This window comes from Sphingobacterium phlebotomi (assembly GCF_008180195.1).
Lineage (GTDB): Bacteria > Bacteroidota > Bacteroidia > Sphingobacteriales > Sphingobacteriaceae > Sphingobacterium > Sphingobacterium phlebotomi.
Genome location: NZ_VTAV01000008.1, coordinates 47,113 through 70,362 on the forward strand (window position 1 = coordinate 47,113; position 23,250 = coordinate 70,362).

The 23,250-nt window shown below is 46.5% G+C and carries 12 protein-coding genes; 7 read left to right on the forward strand and 5 right to left on the reverse strand.

Translation table 11 applies throughout. The features are described 5' to 3' along the window. Nucleotides 1-9: 9 nt before the first annotated feature. The 5 genes from FXV77_RS12465 to FXV77_RS12485 are packed head-to-tail and all read right to left on the reverse strand — an operon-like array spanning nt 10 to nt 7,834. Nucleotides 10-1,578, reverse strand: coding sequence for a glycoside hydrolase family 43 protein (locus FXV77_RS12465; protein WP_187444121.1), 1,569 nt, complete (start codon nt 1,576-1,578; stop codon nt 10-12). Next, nucleotides 1,575-4,040 (reverse strand): glycoside hydrolase family 95 protein, encoded by a 2,466-nt coding sequence (locus FXV77_RS12470; protein WP_148919560.1) that lies wholly within the window; start codon nt 4,038-4,040, stop codon nt 1,575-1,577. Before FXV77_RS12470 ends, FXV77_RS12465 begins: the two co-directional genes overlap by 4 nt. Before the next feature lie 20 nt (nt 4,041-4,060). After that, nucleotides 4,061-5,968 (reverse strand): alpha/beta hydrolase-fold protein, encoded by a 1,908-nt coding sequence (locus FXV77_RS12475; protein WP_148919561.1) that lies wholly within the window; start codon nt 5,966-5,968, stop codon nt 4,061-4,063. Nucleotides 5,969-6,007: 39 nt separating this feature from the next. Next, entirely contained in the window at nt 6,008-6,967 is a 960-nt protein-coding gene (locus FXV77_RS12480; RefSeq protein ID WP_148919562.1) for a transketolase family protein, read from the reverse strand. 9 nt (nt 6,968-6,976) lie between these two features. After that, the gene (locus tag FXV77_RS12485; protein ID WP_394344145.1) at nt 6,977-7,834 is read right to left on the reverse strand and encodes a transketolase; all 858 of its coding nucleotides are present in this window, start codon (nt 7,832-7,834) and stop codon (nt 6,977-6,979) included. A gap of 672 nt (nt 7,835-8,506) precedes the next feature. Here FXV77_RS12485 and FXV77_RS12490 point away from each other — a divergent pair. From FXV77_RS12490 to FXV77_RS12520, 7 genes are all read left to right on the forward strand, one after another. Further along, on the forward strand, nt 8,507-11,680 hold the full coding sequence (locus tag FXV77_RS12490; protein ID WP_246162456.1) for a SusC/RagA family TonB-linked outer membrane protein: 3,174 nt from the start codon (nt 8,507-8,509) through the stop codon (nt 11,678-11,680). Nucleotides 11,681-11,691: 11 nt separating this feature from the next. Further along, nucleotides 11,692-13,602, forward strand: coding sequence for a RagB/SusD family nutrient uptake outer membrane protein (locus tag FXV77_RS12495; RefSeq protein ID WP_148919563.1), 1,911 nt, complete (start codon nt 11,692-11,694; stop codon nt 13,600-13,602). 32 nt (nt 13,603-13,634) lie between these two features. After that, nucleotides 13,635-16,466 (forward strand): SusC/RagA family TonB-linked outer membrane protein, encoded by a 2,832-nt coding sequence (locus FXV77_RS12500; protein WP_240904782.1) that lies wholly within the window; start codon nt 13,635-13,637, stop codon nt 16,464-16,466. 26 nt (nt 16,467-16,492) lie between these two features. Then, nucleotides 16,493-18,250 (forward strand): RagB/SusD family nutrient uptake outer membrane protein, encoded by a 1,758-nt coding sequence (locus FXV77_RS12505; RefSeq protein ID WP_148919565.1) that lies wholly within the window; start codon nt 16,493-16,495, stop codon nt 18,248-18,250. A gap of 33 nt (nt 18,251-18,283) precedes the next feature. Continuing rightward, nucleotides 18,284-19,345 (forward strand): DUF5627 domain-containing protein, encoded by a 1,062-nt coding sequence (locus FXV77_RS12510; RefSeq protein WP_148919566.1) that lies wholly within the window; start codon nt 18,284-18,286, stop codon nt 19,343-19,345. A 29-nt stretch (nt 19,346-19,374) separates the two neighbouring features. Next, nucleotides 19,375-21,534 (forward strand): endo-1,4-beta-xylanase, encoded by a 2,160-nt coding sequence (locus FXV77_RS12515; RefSeq protein ID WP_148919567.1) that lies wholly within the window; start codon nt 19,375-19,377, stop codon nt 21,532-21,534. Between the two features lie 77 nt (nt 21,535-21,611). After that, complete coding sequence (locus tag FXV77_RS12520; RefSeq protein ID WP_148919568.1) at nt 21,612-23,192, forward strand: peptidylprolyl isomerase; 1,581 nt, start codon at nt 21,612-21,614, stop codon at nt 23,190-23,192. Nucleotides 23,193-23,250 lie beyond the last annotated feature (58 nt).

Here is a 23,250-nt window from a genome sequence, read left to right on the forward strand (position 1 = left end):
TTTTGATCCTTATTCCTTGATTTCGAAATAATCAAAATCAACGTATCCTCCTGCGGCTTTTGTTGCATAATTAAATAATCCAAAACGATAGCCCATGAAGTGGGGGATGGTATACGCCATCTTTAACTCTGTTCCGATAGGTTCCCATTTTTTTCCATCAAGGCTGTAAAAGAAATTTGCGACATCTTTTTTATTCGTGAAATCGCATTCAGCTTTTAGGTGTACCACCTTTTGGGTTACAGGGATGTTTGCAACTTCTTCGGGTATTCCCGTTGTCGCATTGATCATGACGATAGATTTCTTACTTCCGATCATGCTGACGCCGACCAATCCGTAGTTTTTTTGCAAAAGTGATAATCCGGCGAAATCGCCATCTTTCATGTGGGAAACATCTAAGGCTGTAGAACCTGTACAAGTGGGGCCTATCGTACGTTGTGTTAAGGTATTCCTTGCCTGCAAGAAGTCTTCATCTATGCGATCCGTTTTCAATCGTAGATAGCCTTTACGCTCGCTCACCGACCAAAGATGATCTGCTGGGTTGTGATTCCATTGCCACACCAGTGGCAAAGCAGGTTCGCCTTTTTTTCGACTGAAATCGTCCGAATCGACAATGCCCGGTATTAGACCTGTACTAGCCGGAAGGTCCAAGTCCATGGGAACTTTACCATCTATACCCAAAACAGGCCAACCATCTTCCCAGGTAACCGGCACCATAAATGGTATACGGCCTACTGCACCGTAATCTTGAAATAAGTACGCATACCAATCGCCGTTAGGCATATCAATAAGGCCGCCCTGTGCTACGCCCTTATCCTGTAGAACTACACGGCCTTCATAAGGACCTTCCAATTTGTCCGCTTTATGTACGATCACCGTACGCATTCCACCCGGAGGCCAAGAAATATTGAACAAATAGTATTTTCCGTTCACTTTAAATAGTTGCGATCCCTCCGCCGGCAGACCACCTTTTGTACCTGCCGGGGTACTCGGCAAGGTTGCATTTTCGATCAGCACACGTTGTGTTTCGGGCTTAATACCTGAAAAGTCGGCCTTTAGTTCGACCATATTTAACTTGCCCCCTCCCCATATCATATAAATTTTGTCGCCTTCGAAGAACAAGGTATGATCGTGCATCATGGGCTCGAACGCTTTAACCTCCCATGGGCCGTTCTCTATATCTTTCGTTACATAGACATAGGTTTTACCGGTTGTTTGTGCGAAGGTACTGACGTAATAAGTACCGTTATGATGTCGGATACTACTCGCCCATGTCCCACGCCCATAGGTACTTTTGCCATTATCTAGGTTCAACTCGTCCATATCCGCCAACGAATCGTGGCCGTATCCAATCATCTCCCAGTTGACTAGATCTTTGGACTTCATCAATGGCACTCCCGGATTCATATGCATCGTGGTACTGCTCATATAGTAGGTATCCCCTACCCGAATTATCGACATATCGGGCACGTCCGCAAATATGATAGGGTTCTGGGCCTTTTGTGCATAGGAAACACTTGCTAGGGATAGTATCCCTGTACATGCAAGCATTTTCATCTTATTAGCGAATTTATTCATCATTTTCCTTTTCTTTTAAATACATATTTGCTGCCTGCGGTGGTCGACAGGTCATATTCGTAAACATTCTTCAAATGGTTGCCTTTCAAATGAGCTTCTTTTGATACAAGCCCTGTTGTACCATCAATAGGATGAAGCAGTTTATTTGAACTTTTTCCAACTGCTTCTTTCAATCCTTTACCTGTTAATGGAACGTAGGAACGTAATCTTACATCTCCACCGATCGTAGAAGAAATAGTCACTTTCTGTACTTCTGCATCGGCCCAGACCATATCAATTTCAAAACCGCCGCGCGCCTTGATGCCTTTCACTGTGCCTGTTGACCATACATCCGGAATCGCCGGTAATAAATGTACCGCGCCATCGTGACTCTGGATCAGCATCTCTGCCACGCCCGCCGTCAAACCAAAATTACCATCAATCTGAAAAGGCGGATGTGCCGTAAATAAGTTTGGGTACGTTCGTCCGTCTTTATTTTTACCATGTGCCAAAGTCAGCATATTACTGATAATTTTATACGCGTGGTTACCATCCAGCAAACGCGCCCAGAGGTTAACCTTCCATCCGATCGACCAGCCCGTTGCTAAATCCCCTCGGTAGTTCAGCGAGTTGCGAGCCGCTTCAAACAATTCGGGCGTCCGATACGGAGATATCTGGTTACTCGGATAGAGACCATACAAATGCGAAACATGACGGTGTTCACTTTTTGGATCATCTTTGTCTTCTAGCCATTCTTGCAACTGCGTGTATTTCCCCACTTGCATCGGTGGAATACGTTTGGCAGCAGCCGCCAGTGCAGCACGGTATGTTTCGTCTTCTTCCAATATTTCATTCGCCAATGCGGTACGGGTCAGCATGTCGAAAGCCAATTGATTATCCATCGTTACTCCTGCTGACATCGGGCCATGTTCTGGCGAAACAGACGGAGACAACACCAACCAGCCTTTTTCAGCGTATTTTGGATGTTCAATTAGGGTAGCCAACAAAAAGTCCGAAGCACCTTTCATAATCGGATATATCTCACGCAAAAAAACCGTATCGCCCGTGTATAGGTAATGCTCCCAGAGGTGTTGTGTGAGCCACGTCCCACCAGTAGGCCACATCCCTGCTGCTGCAAAATCAATCGGACTGGTTACACGCCAAATATCGGTATTGTGGTGTGCTACCCACCCTTGTGCTCCATAAAGCTTTTCTGCTGTTCCTTGACCACGCTCACTCAGTTCTTTAATCATCTGGAATAAAGGCTGATGGGTTTCCGAAAGATTGGTTACCTCGGCTGGCCAATAATTCATTTCGGTGTTAATATTGATCGTATACTTGCTATCCCATGCCGGATGCAGCGAGTTATTCCAGATACCCTGTAAATTAGCCGGTTGCCCACCCGGTTGGGAGGAGCAGATTAACAAATAGCGACCAAATTGAGCCAATAGGGTTACTAAAGAGGGATCTTTTGTCGTTTTGAAATTAGCGATATGCTCGGTCGTGGTCCCTGGAGGCACTCCTGTCTTTCCGAGATCCAACGAAAAGCGACCAAATTGCTTATAATAAAGCCTACTATGTTCCTTTTTTGCTGTTTTAAAACTTCTTTTTTCTGCCAAATCAAGCTTGCCCGAAGCGCGGGAAACTCGAGTGTCATCCAGCGTTTTATAGTCTACAAAATTAGTCCCGATAGCCATATAAACAACCACAGAAGTGGCATCGGACACCTTTAATGCCTGATCTGTTAATGTTACTTTCCCATCTTTATTTTTGACAGTAGTGTAGGTCCGATATACGACTTTACCATCAATACCTTCGTGTGCCGTCCCTCGTCCTTCCAAGACCAAACGGCTGCCTTCTTTAAAAATTCGATGTTCGGAAGGGTTGTTATAGGCTACGGTAAAATTTAACGCTCCCTTTTTACTGGCGGTCAGTTGCATGGCAATGACATCATCCGCAAAAGAGGAAAAAACTTCACGGGTATAGGTCACACCATCTACGGTATATTTAGTGGTCACTACCGCTTTTTCTAAATCTAGCTCGCGTGTATATTGCGTATACGTCTCATGTCCGGGAAAATCCAGGATAACACTTCCGGCCGTCTGAAACGCCATGCCGTGCGTCTTGGTGAAAAAGGTTTCGTTAATCAGTTTGTCCGCTTCTCCGGTTTTTCCGTCAAAGATCAACTGTTGGATTTGGGGCAATGCCGCTCCTCCTTTTTCGTTGTCGTTACGATACGGCTCGCCTCCCCAGATCGTCTCCTCATTAAGCTGCAACTCTTCACGTTGCGGTATTCCGTATACCATCGCACCCAAACGTCCATTGCCTATGGGTAACGCCTCTTCCCAAACATTCGCATCTGCGGGTTTGTCGTACCACAGTTTTAATGCTGTTTGTTTTTGCGCATAGGCCATTGCATGGATCAAGAACGCAACGGTTAACAACAGTGTTTTTAAGGTGTTTTTCCGAACAGATAAACGCGACATATACTCAGGTTCTAGCATCACTAATTAAACAATCGTTGCGCAAAATTAAAAAGGTCCATCCGCCACACCGGCCAAGTATGGCCTCCCGGATACTCGCTATACTCATATTTCACACCCATTTCGTCAAATTTTGCCATCATAATCTGACAGTTATTATGCGCAATATCTTCCTTACCGCCCATGGAGATCCAAAATGTTTTTAAGTTAGCATTGATCATATCTTTGTTTTCTTTCATGTACGCATACTGTGGATCAGTCAGTTCGTTTTGATTGGCAAACCAACCTGAGCTAAATACGCCCAAATAGCCAAATTGATCTGTGCTTTTGATCCCGGCATATAAGGTTTGAATACCGCCCATCGATAAACCTGCCAGCGCACGACTATTAGTGTCTTTTTTAACACGAAAATTCGCCTCAATAAATGGAATAGCAACCTCTTTCAATTCTCTATCAAATTGTTTAAGAGGTGTTTCTGAAAACGGCTGTCCGCTCATATTTCCATCCAACATCACGACAAGCATAGGTTTCGCTCTTTTATCCGCTATTAGATTGTCTAAAATAAGGTCCATTTTTCCTTGGTTAGCCCATCCCGTTTCGTCTTCACCACCGCCATGCATCAAATACAACACCGGGTAGTCCTCGCCTGACTGATCATATCCATGCGGCACGTATACATAGCATTGGCGCCACGACCGAGTGACGGGGGAAAAATAACGTTTTATACGAATTTCGCCATGCGGCACATCCCGTACAGCATAATAATCTCCCCCCACGAATGGGATCTCAATACCACTAGCCATCCGTCCCATCCCATAAAATGTCTTACTAGCTGGATCCGCAACAGCGACACCGTCTATCAATAACGAGTAATAATGAAATCCCTCTCCAATCGAGTCGGTAGTCACCGACCAAGATCCAGTACCATCTTTTTTCAAATCATACTTTTTCCCCAGATCGATCTGTACCCGCCGTGCTTCCGGTGCATGCAGTTTAAACAGCACCTTGCTGTTCGGTAAAACTTGCGGGTACAAAGCCCTTCTTACATTGGTCTCCGCTGGAAAACCTACCACACTTAGATCACGTAAAGCATGATAATCGACGTCCTTGAAAAGCAATTGTGTAACCATATACAGGTCATTTTTCCACACCTTGAAATCATGGCCGCCCGGTTCCAGATAGAACACATGTGGAACATCATATTTTTTTAAATAATCATGTGTCCGTTTACTATTATGCATCAACCCATCTTGATCCCCGCAGGAAACCCAAAGGAATTTCAATTTATCTTTCGCTTCCTGTGGATCAGGCAACAGCTGTTCCGGTGCTCGTGTATTTGGCGCCGAAGAGAAACCGCCCACCCAAGCAAAAACATCCATGTTGCCGAGTCCAAAGTTTAACGCTTGTCCGCCCCCCATAGATAAACCGAACAACGCCCGTTGCTCCCGCCCTTTTTTAACAGCATATTTTTGTTCCACAAACGGGATCAGATCGTCCAGAAGGTCACGCTCAAAAGTGGAAAAAGCCTCCACTTTATCGCGCGCCATGATGTCGCCGGTCGCCCGATCATCCTTCATTGCCCTACCATTGGGCAGTACAACAATCATAGGTGCTATCTTCCCGTCTGCGTACAAATTATCTAAAATAATATGCGGCGTTCCATGCCTAAACCATTCCAATTCATCTCCGCCTATACCATGGAGCAGGTACAACACGGGATATTTCTTTGATTTATCATATCCAGGAGGGGTATAGACCAACGCTTTACGCGTAACGCCAACGGTTTTGGAGTCGTAGGAAATCGTATCTATTTTACCTCGGGCAATATCGGTTCGCTGTACATCGAATCCCTCGGGCGCTATTTTTACGTTTTGTGCGTTTGAAGCAGCCCATATCAGTACCGCTCCTAAGATTAAAATGACCTTTCTCATAACATGTTTATATATTTAGGAATTAGACCGCACGGTCTATTATAATTCCTTCCGAGCCAACACTTTTTGTACCGCGATAACAATCGCCTCGGCATTCAACCCATATTTTTCCATCAACTGCGCAGGCGTTCCAGATTCGCCAAAACTATCATCCACCGCCACATATTCTTGCGGGGTCGGCAATTTCCTGACCAATAACTGAGCAACACTGTCCCCTAACCCACCTAACCGGTTGTGTTCTTCGGCCGTCACCACGCATCCCGTTTTCTGAATCGAATTCAAAACAGCTTCTTCATCCAGAGGCTTAATCGTGTGGATATTGATGATTTCGGCATCAATTCCTAGACGCTCCAACAGTTCCCCTGCTTTGATTGCCTCCCAAACCAAATGTCCCGTCGCTATAATTGTGACATCACGACCTTCATTTAACATCACCGCCTTACCGATTTCAAAGGTCTGATCCGCCTGTGTAAAGTTAGGCACAACAGGTCTTCCAAAACGTAGATAAGCTGGACCCTCATGATTGACCAATGCTAAAGTTGCTGCCTTTGTTTGGTTAAAATCACAGGGGTTAATGACCGTCATTCCTGGCAACATCTTCATCAATCCGATGTCTTCGAGGATTTGGTGCGTAGCACCGTCTTCACCTAATGTCAATCCGGCATGCGACGCACAGATCTTCACGTTCTTATTAGAGTATGCGATGGATTGGCGAATCTGGTCGTAAACACGACCGGTAGAAAAATTGGCAAAAGTTCCCGTGAACGGTATTTTACCTCCGATGGTCAGGCCAGCTGCTATTCCCATCATATTAGCTTCCGCAATTCCAATCTGAAAGAAACGCGCCGGAAACTCGTTAATAAAATCGTTCATTTTCAACGAGCCGATCAGGTCGGCACAAAGGGCCACTACGTTCTCATCCTGCCTCCCGGCTTCTAATAGACCTGCGCCGAAACCAGAACGCGTATCTTTTGATTCTGTATATGTGTATTTTTTCATTATATGCAATTAATAATCTCCTAAGGTTTCTGCATTCTGTGCCAATGCAGATGCTAATTGTTCGTCGTTAGGGGCGATACCATGCCATTTGTGCGAGCCCATCATGAAATCCACACCGCTACCCATTTCTGTATGCAACAGGATCATGACAGGTTTACCCTTACCTGTGCGTGATATAGCGTCATCTAAACCTTGGATGACCGAGGCCATGTCATTTCCCTGTTCTACCTCCATGACATCCCAACCAAACGCCTCCCATTTTGCGCGGAGGTTTCCTAGGGATAGGACTTGCTCTGTAGCTCCATCAATCTGTGCGCCGTTATAATCCACCGCTGCTATGATGTTGTCCATTTTGTTGTGTGGGGCATACGTCGCCGCTTCCCAGACCTGTCCTTCCTGTAGTTCACCATCACCCATCAATACATACACCAAGCTATTATCCCGATTGAGCTTTTTCGTCTGTGCAGCACCGATAGCCACAGACAATCCTTGTCCTAGCGATCCGGAAGCTACACGAACGCCGGGCAACCCCTCATGGGTTGTGGGATGCCCCTGTAAACGGGAATCTATCTGGCGAAAAGTGGCCAACTCCGCCGGATCAAAATACCCTGCGCGTGCCAGCACGCTATAGAACACCGGAGAGATGTGTCCATTCGACAAGAAAAATAAATCTTCTCCTATCCCGTCCAGATTAAATTCTTGATGACGTTCCATCGCTTCAAAAAATAAAGCGACGAGATACTCTGTACAACCTAGCGAGCCGCCCGGATGTCCCGACTGGCAGGCGTGCACCATGCGTACGATATCACGTCTTACCTGTGACGAAATTGCCTCTAAATTATGTATGCTATTTTTTGTCATGACCATTCTTACAGTTTATTTTAGATATGTATATTTAACACTTATTGAATTTCTAAATATCTTGGTATGTACAATATTTTTGTATTTCATCAGGTTCATTTCACGTACACTTATTAATTAGCTTATCGCTAAATTACAAACTTGTTCATGCCTTCACGAAAAGGTATTGGCGAAAAGAAATAACAATCATACCACAAGACCGAAAAACGACACGATTTGAAATAAATAGAAAGCAATTTGCAACATCCAGAAGCAAAAAACACCATTACCCACTTTCCCAAAAAAATTCATGTATCGAGAATATAAAAAATAAAAAACAAATTTTAAACAACTGATAAAGTGATAGTTAAACACACATGTAACAAACAGAAATCAGAATGAAACAAGAAAATTTGAGCTCACAAAATGTTTTATAGACATTTATATCCATAAACGAACGAATCGTTTATCACTAACGCTAAAAGTGTAAACCTACAAAGTTTATTTTGTCCCCGCGTATACGTCTGGACAAAATAGCAAAAAGACAACGACAACTAATTTAAATAACCACTTAAACAAAAACAATATGTGTAACAAACAGGGTCCATAAACTATCTCATAAGATAATCTATAATGGCGCGTGTTCACCACAATGGAACCGTGTCTTTGTTTAAGAATCAATAATCAATTTAATAAACTATGATGATAAAATTTACTAATTCTCCTTGGAGATATTGGACGAGTTTTTTGGGAAATTCCCGTCGATCGTTGATCATCTTTTTTATCGGGTGGATCAGTAGCACAACGATTACTTTCGCCCAGAATGCCCGTACTGTCAGCGGTGTCGTGGTCGATCAAGATCAAATCCCCGTAGAGAATGCAAGTGTTATCGTGGAAGGCAGTAGTATCGCCACATCTACGGAAGCAGACGGAAGCTTTACCTTAACTGCTGTACCAGCCGATGCGAGTACCCTCGTTGTTTCTAAGGTTGGCTATAACCGTTCGGAAGTAGTGCTAGGCAACCAAACGATACTTAGAGTCGTATTAAACAATTACGCCATTGACATTGAAGAAACCGTAGTCGTTGGTTACGGTACCCAAAAGAAAGAAACAGTCGTGGGGGCCATTACACAGACGACCGGAAAAGTGCTGGAACGCGCCGGAGGTGTCTCTAGTGTTGGGGCAGCACTTACCGGTAATGTTCCAGGAGTGATCACCACTGCCAGTACCGGGATGCCCGGTGAGGAAGACCCTCAAATTGTGATTCGTGGTCGCAGTACCTGGAACAGCACGGAGCCGCTCATTATGGTGGATGGCGTGGAACGTCCGATGACCAGTGTGGATATCGGTTCTATCGAATCCATCTCGGTGCTGAAAGATGCTTCCGCAACAGCCGTATACGGTGTCCGTGGGGCCAACGGCGTTATCCTTATTACGACTAAACGGGGTATTGCCGGACGTGCATCGGTACGTGGAACCGTTAATAACATTGTGAAAACGGTATCGCAGCTTCCCGGAAAGATGGATTCCTACGACGCGCTCATGTTGCGTAACCGGGCGATCGAATATGAATTAGCTTTGAGACCTGACAACTGGAGTTATTTTGTACCTCAAGACATTATCCATAAATACCGCTATCCGGCCAGTATGGAAGAAGAGGAGCGCTACGTGAATACCGATTGGGCGGACGTCCTCTTTAAAAGCGCCGCCTTCTCCCAAAACAGCAATGTGAATATCGCCGGGGGTACGGAAAAAGTAAAGTATTTTGCTTCGGCAGATTACCTCTATGAGGGGGATATGTTTCGCTCCTTCGACAATGCCCGCGGTTACGATGCCGGGTACGGCTTTAACCGGGTCAATGTGCGCTCTAACTTAGACTTTCAGTTAACACCCACCACTAAGTTTTCCACCAATCTCGCCGGTTCACACGGCATCCGCAAAAGCCCCTGGGGTGGCGGAAACGACTATGCTTTCTGGATCGCTGCCTATACGGTAGCACCGGATCTCATTTACCCACGCTATTCCGACGGCACTTGGGGTTACTACCAGCCGGATACACAAGCTGGTATCAACTCGGCACGTGTACTGGCTACTTCCGGCATTGAAAAGACCAGTACCAACCGCATTACCACCGACTTTATTTTAGAGCAAGACCTGAGCATGTTTCTCAAAGGGTTAGATGTACGGGGTACCATCTCGCTGGATAATACCTTCGTGGAAGCCGGGCGCGGGGTGAACGACTTGAATAACAATGTACAGACCAAATGGATCAACCCGGAAACCGGACAAGCCGTCTACGGACAGACACTAGATGGAAGTCGCTTCGATTTTGTAGAAGGCATCAACTGGGCACAGCAGGCTGGTACACTGAACAACTCGCAAAGTTATCGGCGCTTATTTTATCAGCTGCAGCTCAACTATGCCAATACCTTTGACGAGGATCACACTGTTAGCGCCATGGGCTTGTTCAACCGTAATCAATATGCGACTGGTAGCGAACAACCTTTCTTCCGGGAAGACTGGGTATTTCGGACGACCTACAATTATAAAGGCAAGTATCTCCTGGAATACAACGGCTCTTACACTGGATCGGAAAAATTCTCTTCCGAATACCGCTTTGCTTTCTTTAACTCCGGCGGTATCGGCTGGTTGCTCTCCGAAGAAAACTTCCTGAAAGACGTCTCCTTCGTGGATATGTTAAAACTAAGAGCGTCATACGGCGATATTGGAGATGACAATGTTTATGGCCGCTGGCTGTACCTCACCCAGTGGGCTTACGGCGGGCAATCCAAGATGGGCGTCGTTGGAGTACAACCGGAACTAAGCACCTATACGTGGTTTCGAGAAAATGTACTCGGAAACCCAAACACCCATTGGGAAAAGGTACGCAAAATTAACTACGGGCTCGATTTCGGCTTTTTCAACGGCTTACTCAGCGGACAGGTAAACTTTTTCCGGGATAAACGTACGGACGTTCTCATACCCGGAGGTAGCCGCGCCATTCCAGAATACCTAGGAATAGCCGCTCCGGCAGCAAACCTGGGGATCGTGGAAAATCAAGGTTACGAAGTAGAGGTGAAGGTCAATAAGCAGGTGAACAGCAACTGGCGCCTGTGGGGCGATTTGAACTTCACCCACGCGAAAGACAGAGTCATCGAAGGTGATAGTCCGGCCCTACTGCCCCACTATCAAAAGCTGGACGATAAGCAAATCAGCCAAACTTATACCCACGTGAGTGCGGGCTACTACAACAGCTGGGATGAGCTGTATGCGAGTACCATGCACGATAACAATGACGATCAAAAGCTGCCCGGGAATTTCCATATTATCGACTATAACGGCGACGGTATCATCGATACCCGAGATAATATTCCCTATGCCTACCCTTCCATCCCACAAAACACCTATAACCTCACCGTGGGTTTCGACTGGAAGAACCTCAGCGTAATGACCCAGTGGTACGGCGTAACCAATGTTACCCGTCAGGTGGTTTTTGGCAGCTTCGACCGGCAGCGCAACCTGGCCTACCATGAAGGCAGCTACTGGGAACGCGACAATATCAATGCAGATGTGCCGATGCCGCGCTGGTTATCCATGGCGAGTAGCTATAACAACGGCAGCCGCTTTATGTACGACGGTTCGTATGTCCGCCTGAAAACTGCTGAAATTGCCTATCATTTCACGCAGGATCATCCCTTTATCCGAAAAATAGGCATGCAAAGCATACGTCTGTTTTTAAACGGGCAAAACCTTTGGTTCTGGTCGCGTATGCCAGATGACAGGGAATCCAATTTCGCCGGTACCGGATGGGCTTCGCAGGGTGCTTACCCCACGGTCAAACGTTTTAATCTTGGCGCAAACATTACATTCTAAACGACAGGACGATGAAAAAAATTACAACATATAGCATACTCTTCACCGCATTTTGCTTGGGGGGCCTGCTGACTTCTTGTGAAAAATACCTAGATAAAGAGGAGCAATCCATAATCTCGGAAGAAGAGGCCTTCAAAAATTTCACAAATTTCCAAGGTTACACCGAGGAACTCTACCATTGTATTGTCAATTTCACCAATAACTACTGGACAAACTCCTGGAACTGGGGGGAGGATGAATTGACCTCCACCGCCGGAAACTATCATTTTGTACATAACGTAGATAATGGTAATTTCTGGGGCTGGCAGGCACAGCACGATGGTTGGGGGGCCGGCTGGATGGAACAAGATGATTTCACAACGGATATTCTCGAAGGACAGCGTAATATCAACAAAGACTTATGGAACGCTGCCTGGTATGGCCTTCGGAAAATCAGTATCGGACTGGAGAACATGGAGCTCATGACGGATGCCACACAAGAGGAGCGCAACCTGATTCGTGGACAACTCCTGTTCTTTCGGGGCTGGTTTCATCACCGACTGATGGAGTATTTCGGCGGGCTTCCATACATTGATCATGTGCTCCCTACAGACGGTACCTCCCTATCACTCCCCCGTTTAAGTTACCACGAATGTGCCGACCGTGCTGCTGCGGACTTCCGTGAGGCGGCGAACCTGCTGCCTATCAACTGGGACAATACCGATGCCGGCCGACGTACCCTAGGTAAAAACCAACTGCGGATTAATAAAATCATGGCCCTCGCCTATTTGGGTAAAAACTACCTCTGGGCCGGCAGTCCACTGATGAACCAGTCCAGCACCGGAAGCGCAGCCTACAACAGCGAATATTGCCAGCAAGCAGCACAAGCTTTTGGTGAGTTATTATCCTTGGTGGAAAGCGGACAGACAAATTACGCTCTGCTTCCTTTCGAAAATTATTCCCTAAATTTCTATAGCATACGCGACAACTGGGCGCAACCGGGCGGTAGCGAAGTAATTTTCCGAGGGCCTTATATTTCAGCTGACGACACACATTGGAATACGGCTAAGCAATATCTTCCTAGCGTCGTTTCCGAGGGTGATGCGTTAAAATTTATCCCGACTTCCAATTATGTAAATTACTACGGTATGGCGAATGGTTTACCGATTCCGGATATCACGAGCGCCGACCCGGAGTCGGGCTACGATCCGCAATATCCTTGGCGAAATCGGGATCCACGATTCTATCATGATATCCTCTTTGATGGGGTTAAAGTAGTGAATGGCACAATTACCCATACAGACCTCCCTGAGGAGCAACGCCGCTATGCACAATTGTACACCGGTGGCAGCTACCGCAACATACAGAATGGCAGTCAGACGGGGTATGTGTTGCGCAAATTCATCCCACTAACGGCCAATACCTACGATCGGGATTACGACTGGGGTTCGAATTTACACATTTACGTGCCCTATATGCGCCTAGCGGATGTGTACCTCATGTACGCCGAAGCAGCATTAATGGGCTACAACAGCGTATCAGGACAAGCGTCAAACTTTAGCAAGTCCGCTACGGATGCCATTAACGTCATTCGGGCACGTGCCGGAGTAGATCCTGTGGATATGCGATTTCTGGGCTCCGTTAATGCGCTTTTAGGCGAATTACGTCGGGAGCGGGCGGTAGAGCTGGCCTTTGAAGGCCATCGCTTTAACGACCTCCGTCGCTGGTTGCTCCTCACCGATCCAGCTTACGCCGAAAAAAGGGCGATAGAGTTTGACCGCGCCAGTGGGCATGATGTAGACAATCCGCAGGAGAATCGGGTGGTTAATCTGCGCGAACGCGTGCTAGTCGAACGTCGATTTACCAACAAGCACTATTGGCTTCCCTTAAAGGTTAATGATGTCAACCTCTATCCGGAATTTTATCAAAACCCCGGATGGTAAATAAAATGAACCTAATCATCAAATCTAAACAGATGAACATGAACGTAAAGAAGTATACAACACGAACAATAGCCGCGTACCTCTGTATCATGGGACTGTCCGCACAGGCCCATGCGCAACAGGTTGCACAAGATAGCAGCGTAACAGATAGTGTAGAGCTGGTGCAGGTAGCCTTCCGGAAGGAAAAGAAACAAGACCTAATGGGTGAGGTTCGTTCTGTCAATATATCAAAACTCATGGACAAGAACTACAGCACCTATAGCCTGGAAAACCTGGATGCTTTCACCTCCGGCTTTAACGGCAATATATGGGGCATGGATGGCTACCTCGTCTTGGTCGACGGATTTCCTAGAGATGCCGATAATGTACTGCCGACAGAGATCGAAGAGATAAGTGTGCTGAAAGGCGTAAATGCCGTAGCCCTATACGGGAGTCGTGCGGCAAAAGGCGTCGTTTATATCACGACCAAACGTGGAAAAGTCGGTGAACAGAAAATCAATATCCGTGCAAATGCTGGTATACACGCGCCCGTACAGTATCCCGAGTATCTAGGCTCTGCCGAGTACATGACCTTGTATAACGAAGCGCGCCGCAATGATGGTTTAACGGATTTATACACTGCCGAAACCATCTATCAGCATGCGGCGGGCACCAATCCTTATCGCTATCCAAATGTGGATTATTACGCTTCGGATTTTCTCCGCAAGCACTATAACCGCTACGACGCCACCGCAGAAATATCCGGTGGCGGTGAACGCGCGCAGTACTACACCAACTTCGGTTTTTGGTCGGCCGGCTCGCTACTTAATTTTGGGGAGGCCGTCGACAATAACAGATCCAATCGCTTCAATGTACGTGGTAACATCGATATGAAACTTAATGAAATCATCAAGCTCCATGTGGATGCTGCAGCCTCCTTTTATACACAGCGCGGCGTAAACGCCGACTATTGGGGAGCCGCGGCAACAGGGCGCCCGCATCGCTTTGCTCCACTCATCCCCATTGACATGCTGGAAGCCGATGATGAAAACTCTTGGGTGTTTGTCAACAACAGCAATTTTCTGGTAGACGGCAAATATTTACTAGGCGGTAGCCAACTCGACCAAAGCAATGCTTTTGCCGATGTATATGCCGGCGGAAACAGCGAGTATAGCAACCGGCAATTTCTGTTCAACACCGGCTTGGATTTTGACCTGAAAAATGTGCTGGAAGGATTAAGCTTCCACACCGCTTTGGCCATCGACTACCAATCGAACTACAGTCAGTCGTATAACAACAATTATGCGGTCTACCAAGCTACTTGGAACAATTATGCGGGTGCCGACCTGATCAGCCACCTCACGCGCTACGGCGACGATCAGATTTCCGGCGTACAAAATATTTCGGGCAGCGCCTACCGGCAAACCATTGCCCTGAACGGACAGTTGAACTATAGGCGAAGTTTTGCTGAAAAACATCATGTATCCGCCATGTTGCTCGCCAACGCCTTTCAAATTGGTCTGTCGCAAGAATACCATAAACATAGCAATGCCAACCTGGGTGTACAATTGGGCTATAACTACGCGAATAAATACTACGCAGATTTTAGTGCTGCAGTCCCCCACTCGGCGAAACTTCCGGCAGGGAATCGTCGAGCGATCTCCCCAACCCTGTCGCTTTCCTGGCGGCTCTCCGAAGAACCCTTTATGCAACAGTCCATTTTCAACGACTTACGACTTACGGCTTCCGGCGGAATCTTGAACACCGATCTGGACATCGAAAACTTCTACCTCTACCAAGGTTACTACACCTACAACGAAGCGGCTTGGTACAGCTGGGCCGACGGTGAATTGGTGCACACCTTTGACCGCTTTCGCGGTGACAATGCGGACATGGGTTACCCACAACGCCGGGAAGTATCCTTCAGCATAGACGGGGGTCTGTACAATAACCTGATCACCTTCAATGCTTCTTATTTTTATAACCAAATGAAAGGCTTGTTGGTACAACCGGCTACCCTTTACCCCATGTATTTCATGTCTTACTGGCCGGTATATTCGGATTTGCCCTATGTCAATTTCAATAGTGATGAACGTACCGGCGTAGATTTCGCGATCAATGTAAACAAGCATTTTGGCAACACCTTCTTATCACTGGGTGCTACCGCCATGTATTTTGACTCGAAAGCCACCCAACGCGATGAACTCTACGAGTTTGGTTATCAAAACCGGACAAACCGTCCACTAGATGCCCTTTGGGGCTTGCAGAGCGATGGCTTCTACCGTGATCAGGCGGATATAGATAATTCGGCGTTGAGCACTTTCGGGGAAGTAGCCCCAGGAGACATCAAATATATCGATCAAAACGGCGATGGCACCATCGACGATCGCGACGAGATTTACCTCGGAAAAGCCGGTTGGTCGGGTTCTCCTTTTTCACTGGGAATTAACCTTACGGCAAAATGGAAAAACATGACCCTCTTTGCCATCGCCAGCGGCAGGTTTGGTGCCTACGCCATGCGGAACAACTCCTATTTCTGGATGGACGGCGAAGACAAGTACTCCGCCATCGTGCGCGATCGTTGGACGCCCGAAAGCCAGGCAACAGCAAGCTATCCGCGCCTCACAACGGGCAACAGCGATAACAACTTCCGCCATTCGGATTTCTGGATGTATTCCACCAACCGCTTTGACCTCACGCGCGTACAGATCTCCTACGATCTCCCGAAAAACTTACTCGGTAAGGGCATTGTGCGTGAATTCGGCGCCTACATAAACGGCTCTAACCTACTGACCTTTGCGAAGGAAAAGGATATCCTCCTGCTCAATGTAGGCGCAGCACCACAAACGCGTTTTTTTAACGTGGGATTAAAAGCATTATTTTAATAATGAGGGAACTAACAACGACAAACATGAAGAAGATAATCTATATAGCCCTGATGAGCAGCATCTTCGTAACGGCGTGCGAAGATATGTTCGAACCGGCCATTGAAAATATCCTGCCCATCGAGGAGGCCTACACGCGTCCGTTATATGCACAAGGCTTATTACTAAATGCCTATAATCGTGTGCCAACCAACAGCTTTAACGATGTTGCCACCGACGATGCCGTGACCAACGACCGGGCAAGCGACTACCTAAAGATTGCCACCGGACAGTGGACAGCCATCAACAACCCGACGGATCAATGGCGAAACAGTAAGTCGGCCATTCAGTATATCAACAATTTTCTGGAAATTACCGATCGGGTGAATTGGGCAACGAACGAAAATATCACACAGCTGTTCAACGACCGTATGAAGGGTGAAGCCTACGGCTTGCGCGCCTTGTTTATGTATTACCTCTTGCAGGCACATGGCGGAAAAACCGATGACGGGCAGGTAATGGGCGTCCCTATCGTGTTGGAACACGAAGGTTTAGAAGATGACCATAATCATGCGAGAAACAGTTTCGAAGACTGTATGCAACAAATCTATAGTGACCTGCAACAGGCCGAAGACCTGCTCCCACTCGACTATGAAGATATTAGCAGTGCATCGCAAATTCCGACAAAATATCAGGAAATGGAGCTCAGCCATGAGGATTACAACCGCGTGTTCGGTGTCGATTTTCGTTTGCGGATGACCACCCGTATCGTGCAGGCCATACGAGCCAAAGCCGCCCTGCTGGCCGCCAGTCCGGCCTTTAGTGCCGGTAGTAGCACCAGCTGGGAAGATGCGGCAAATTACGCCGCTGTTGTGATCGGACAACGAGGTGGCATCGTCGGTATGGATCCCAACGGAGGACACTTTTATGAATCGGCCAGTGTAGATGCCATGAGTGCCGGCGCCAATACCGCAGAAATTCTCTGGCGTACCGACCGTGGCGGAGTTAACAGCGACCTGGAAGCTCAACACTTCCCGCCTACGCTATTCGGTAGTGGCCGCATCAATCCCACACAAAATCTGGTCGACGCGTTTCCAATGGCAAACGGCTACCCCATAACCCATCCGCAGAGTGATTACGATGCAACAAATCCCTATGCAGATCGAGACCCTCGTCTAAGCAGCTATATCTTGCTCAACGGCAGTACAGCAGGGGTAAACAACAGCAGCATCAACACCAGCGCGAACAGCAGCACAAACGATGGACTAAACAGGGCGGAAACCTCTACTCGTACGGGTTATTACCTGCGTAAGCTGCTCCGGCAGGATGTGAACCTGAACCCCTCTTCGGTATCAGGTCAGTACCACATCACACCGCGTCTACGGATGACCGACATCTACTTGGCTTTTGCCGAGGCCGCAAACGAGGCATGGGGACCCACGACAGCGGGCAATCAGGGATTTTCAGCTTATGATATGGTAAAAGCCATCCGCGCCCGCGCAGGTGTAGGCGCCGATAACGACGACGCCTATTTGGAAACCATCAAAAACGATCAAGAGGCCATGCGGGAGCTTATCCGCAACGAACGGCGTCTGGAACTTTGTTTCGAAGGTTTCCGCTTCTGGGATCTCCGTCGCTGGCAAAGTCCGCTCAACGAAACCGCACAAGGGGTCAGTATTCAAAACAACGTACACAACATCATCGATGTCGAGAATCGGCGTTACGATAATTATATGCACTACGGGCCGATTCCGTACAGTGAAATACTCAAATACGATAACCTGCGCCAAAATCAAGGTTGGTAATTCAATTATACGATGATTAAAAAGATAATAACCATGAAGATAAAAACGATATACTGCGGAATTGCTTTGCTTGTCCTTGGCTTTTCAGCCTGCAAAAATCAAGATTGGGAGTTTCCGGATTACGACTATCAGTCGGTATACTTCGCGTATCAATCTCCAATACGTACCCTAACCTTAGGGGAGGATGTCTTTGATACCAGCTTGGACAACGATCATAAATTCATGGTCATGGCGACCACTGCCGGCGTATATAATAACTTGCAGGATGTCCGTATTGACTTTGAAGTGGATAATAGCTTGACGAACGATATCGTCTTCGGTCCGGGGGGAAGCGCCCCTGGCGGAGCTCCTATTGAGGCCCTGCCGGAAAATTACTATACGCTGGCATCCAACAACATCATCATACCTAAGGGCAATCTGGTGGGTGGCGTGGAAGTACAACTGACGGACGCTTTCTTTGCCGATCCCAAATCACTCAGCACCAACTATGTCTTACCGATTCGTATGACCGGCGTCAGCAATGCTGATACCATCCTGTCGGGACTACCCATAGAATCCGGCAGCTTGTTTAGACCGACCATGGAAGAAGATTGGGAGATTATGCCGAAAAATTACACCTTATATGCGATTAAATACATCAACACCTGGCATGGTAACTACCTGCGCCGCGGGGTAGATGATATTGAAGGAAAAAGCGGTCGTGAAAGTCTAACGCAAAGGATCGTCCGTAATGAAGGCTTAGTGGAACGTGATGAAGTCATCAGTCTCCACAGTCAAGGTTTACAAAGACTGGTGCTGCCCTTAGCCTACGCGGATGTAGACCAAACTAATGTTGACATGGAATTAATTCTGACCTTCGATAGCGACAACAACTGCAGCATCAGCTCGGGCACTTCTGGTGTGGATGCCAGTGGAACGGGATCGTTTGTGAAGCGTGGCGATAAAAATTCCTGGGGCAATACCGATCGGGACGTCCTGTACTTAGACTATGAAATTGATATGGCTAGCATGCATATTTCCAGCAAGGATACGCTCGTGATGCGTGATCGGGGGGTAAAAATGGAGACCTTTGTGGTTACTCCTAAAGAACAATAAACAGATACAAAACTTTAATCGATTAGGATATGAACCTTCGTTATAAAACCGGCACTTTTTTCTTTGCAGCAGCCCTGCTGGGGAGTTCCTGTGCCAAACAATTTACTGCAGACTTTCCGGTGGACAAACCGGAAAGCATTATTGCGCAGGAAGATATTGACTCGTATGAGCCGCTCCTTAGCTATTTGGATAAAGATGCAAACCCGGATTTTCACTGGGGTGTGGCGGTAAACGCTTCTGATTACTTGGGCAAAGGCGTGATGCACCGCTTGGTGAACCGAAATTTTGACGAGTTGGTCACCGGAAATGCCATGAAGCATTTTTCTATCGTGCAGGACGATGGATCGCTGAATTTGGCCAATGTCCAGTCCCTTATCGAATTGGCCGCGGAAAATGAGATGGGCATCTACGGTCATACCTTGGTGTGGCACGCCGGACAAAACGCGGCTTACCTCAACAGCTTAATTGCTCCCGAAAATATTGGCGGCCCCAGTTGGGATCTGGTCACCGCAATTGATTTTGAAACCGACGACAATGCGAACTACCTCTATACGGATAATGCAGCGGTTTCTTTCACAGCAGACGGGCAAGGGGCTAACGATCAGGGGCGTGCATTACAATTAACCAACACCGCAGCTCGTGCCAACGATTGGGATGTGCAGTTTTTTATCAGCTTAGACCAGTCGGTGGCCGTAGGCGAGCGTTATGAGCTATCCATCGATATAAAATCAGATGCTGCAGCTAATTACTCCACGCAAGCACATCGGGTGCCCTACGAATACATGCACTATGATTTCTTCGGGAGTATTTCCTCTACGCCGGAATGGTCGACCTACACACGAGAAATTACGATATCCGAAGAAATGGCGGGTGCGGGAGCAATCGCTTTTAATCTGGGACTGAACGCCACGACCTACTATTTCGACAATATCGCGATCAGCAAGTTCAACGAGGAAGGCGGCAGCGGACCGGTCGGCGATAGCGGCTATGCCTTGGTGCTTAGCAACCCATCGGTTGTCAACTCCTGGGAGGCGCAGACGGCCTACGATTTTGACGCAGTGGACGCCAATACAGCGTTCACGCTCAGCATCGCTGCAAAGGGTTCCAAGGCCGGTTCCATTGGTGTCGATCTTCAAAATTCAGCCGACTATTCCGGCGAGAGTTTCGGAAACATCAGTTTGGGTACCGAATATCAGGAGTATACCTTTACGTTAACCAGCACCGACTTGCGAAACCGCTTTATCGTGAATCACGGGACTTATGACGGCACGGTGTATATCGATGACGTACGCTTAACCGTGGCAGGCAGTACAGCAAACCTCATCGCTAACGGCGATTTCGAAAGTGGCATGGCCGGTTGGGGCGGTTGGGGAAATGGCTCTAACCGACAGTTATCTGCTAACGGTGAAGGCTACGGTGGCCCCGGTGGAAGCATCATCGAGAAAACACCGGAAGAGAAGGAACAAATCATTTCACAGGCGCTGGAAACCTTTATCGCCGGGATGATGGAGGTGACCAAAGGCCATATCAAGGCTTGGGATGTCGTCAATGAGCCCATTTCCGATTGGCCGGATCAGTATGCCTTGAAAACAGGTATAGGTAAGGAAGATATGGCCGCGGATGAGTTTTATTGGCAGGATTACTTGGGTAAAGATTACGCGGTCAAAGCGATCCAATATGCAAGACAATATGGAGACCCGGAGGATAAACTCTTTATTAACGACTATGGTCTCGAAGGTGGTGGTGACAAGTGCGAAGGACTCATCGCTTATGTTGACTATGTGGAAAGCAAAGGGGTAACGGTAGATGGAATCGGTACACAGATGCATATTGACATTAACACGAACAAGGATAACATTATCAATATGTACGAGCTTCTTGCGGCTACCGGCAAGCTGATCAAAGTATCCGAACTGGATATTGGCCTGGGCGATAACACGCAAACTCCAAATGCTACAGCCGAACAGTATGCGGCACAGGCAGAAATGTACAAGTTTGTCATTGAGAAATATTTCGAAATTATACCGAAAGCGCAACAGTACGGCATAACCGTCTGGAGTCCGCTAGATAGTCCTAATTCCCAGTATTCCTTCTGGAGAAAGGGCGAACCTATCGGGTTGTGGACAGAAACTTTCGTGCGCAAGCCTGCCTATCAGGCCGTTGCAGAAGCTTTAGAAAAACAGAAATAATAAAATAAACAAATTGGGGAGGATAATAAAAACCTCCCCAATTTGGTACAATTAAAACGTTGAAAGGAGAAGATTAAATGAAAAACACAGCTATATATACTCTATTACTCGGCCTTTTGAGTGCTTGTCTACCTTTCTCCGGAACAAACCAAGATATCGTATTGGAGGTTGGTGGATTTTCTTTTTCCCGTGATGAATACAACTATCAAATAGAAAAGTTAAAAAAAACAACTAAGTACGACTCTACTCAATCCAGCAAACAACTTATAGACGACGCCTATATACTTGCCTTCGCTAAGCAAAATAGTTTTGATACGATAGCGGAGCTAAAAAAGCGTTTGGAATATGCTATGAAATTCTATATCTCACAAGTCGACGGATACCTCTGGAACAAAACTGTAAAGCCGAAAATAGAGATTACAAATTTAATGTTGCGAGAGACGTACCAAAGAAAAAAACAAAACTACCAACTCGAAGTTCTGGAACTTTCAGACACCCACGCCCCTACTGAAAGCGCGGAGACAACGAACAAACAAAAATTCGACAACCTAAAAAGAAAAAGTTTATCTGACAAATTTCATACTATTGCATTGTCCTATCCATTTCTTCCATTTGGCGCATTTACAGATGGATTAGATGATGCAAAAATTAATGATATCATTGGGCCCGTCCAGACAGATCAAGGAGCCTACCTTATTCGGGTTCATGACATATTGGACGCAACAGTCCCGCCTTTTACTGAAATTCAGAACATTATCCGCCAGGAATTAACAATAAAATTGACTCAAACTCACGTTTGGCAAAGTGTACAACGCATTCAGTCTGAAACATGTCCCATATATTATGAAGATGCAATAGCGGATATCTCTGATCAATACGATGAATTGGCAGAAGATTGGCGTACTCACGTGGATAGTCTACTCTTAATGGAATATACCTTACACAAGCAAAGAAAACAATTTAGAGGAAAAGATTTCAGAGAGTTTATTCGCTATCAACCTATGTTTATAGGTTCGTTGAAAGATAAAGATGATGTCAAGAAATTGATAGAAGTCTACTTAATCAACCAATTTCTATACGATGAGGCACAAAAGCTATCTCCTGAATCGGATCCTGAATACGCACTGTTTAAGAACTCGATAAAAAATCAATTTTACGTCAAATATTTTAAGGAAAAACATATTGAAGCCAACATTGATCTTCAAGAATCAGCAATAGCAAGCTATTATCAATCGCGTAAAGATAGCTTGAAAACTTTCGAAAAGGCCGATATTACTATTTATAAATTTAAAACACTAGGTGAAGCGATGTCATACAAGCAACTTCGTCGCGATCCAAACAGCCAATCAGAAAAAGAATTAGAACCCAGTAAAGAGCACTTGACTTTTCACCGAGATGGAAAGCATACCTACGACACTATTCTCGAACAAAACATCGATGGACTTGAAACAGGTGTACTGTCACATCCAATGAAGATCAATGACCAATATTGTCTTTTGGAAATAAGAAACACCGTAGGTAGTATGTATATTACATACAATAAAATAAAGGAAAACCTCAGACACAAACTCTATTTGGAAAAAGAAAAAGAAGAATACAATAAACAATTGGACATTTTAAAATCCCTCTATAAGATCACGATTAATAAAATAATATAAACGCCGCTACCTTTTCACTAGATCCCATTATAAATTACTTATATCAATCATTTTATAA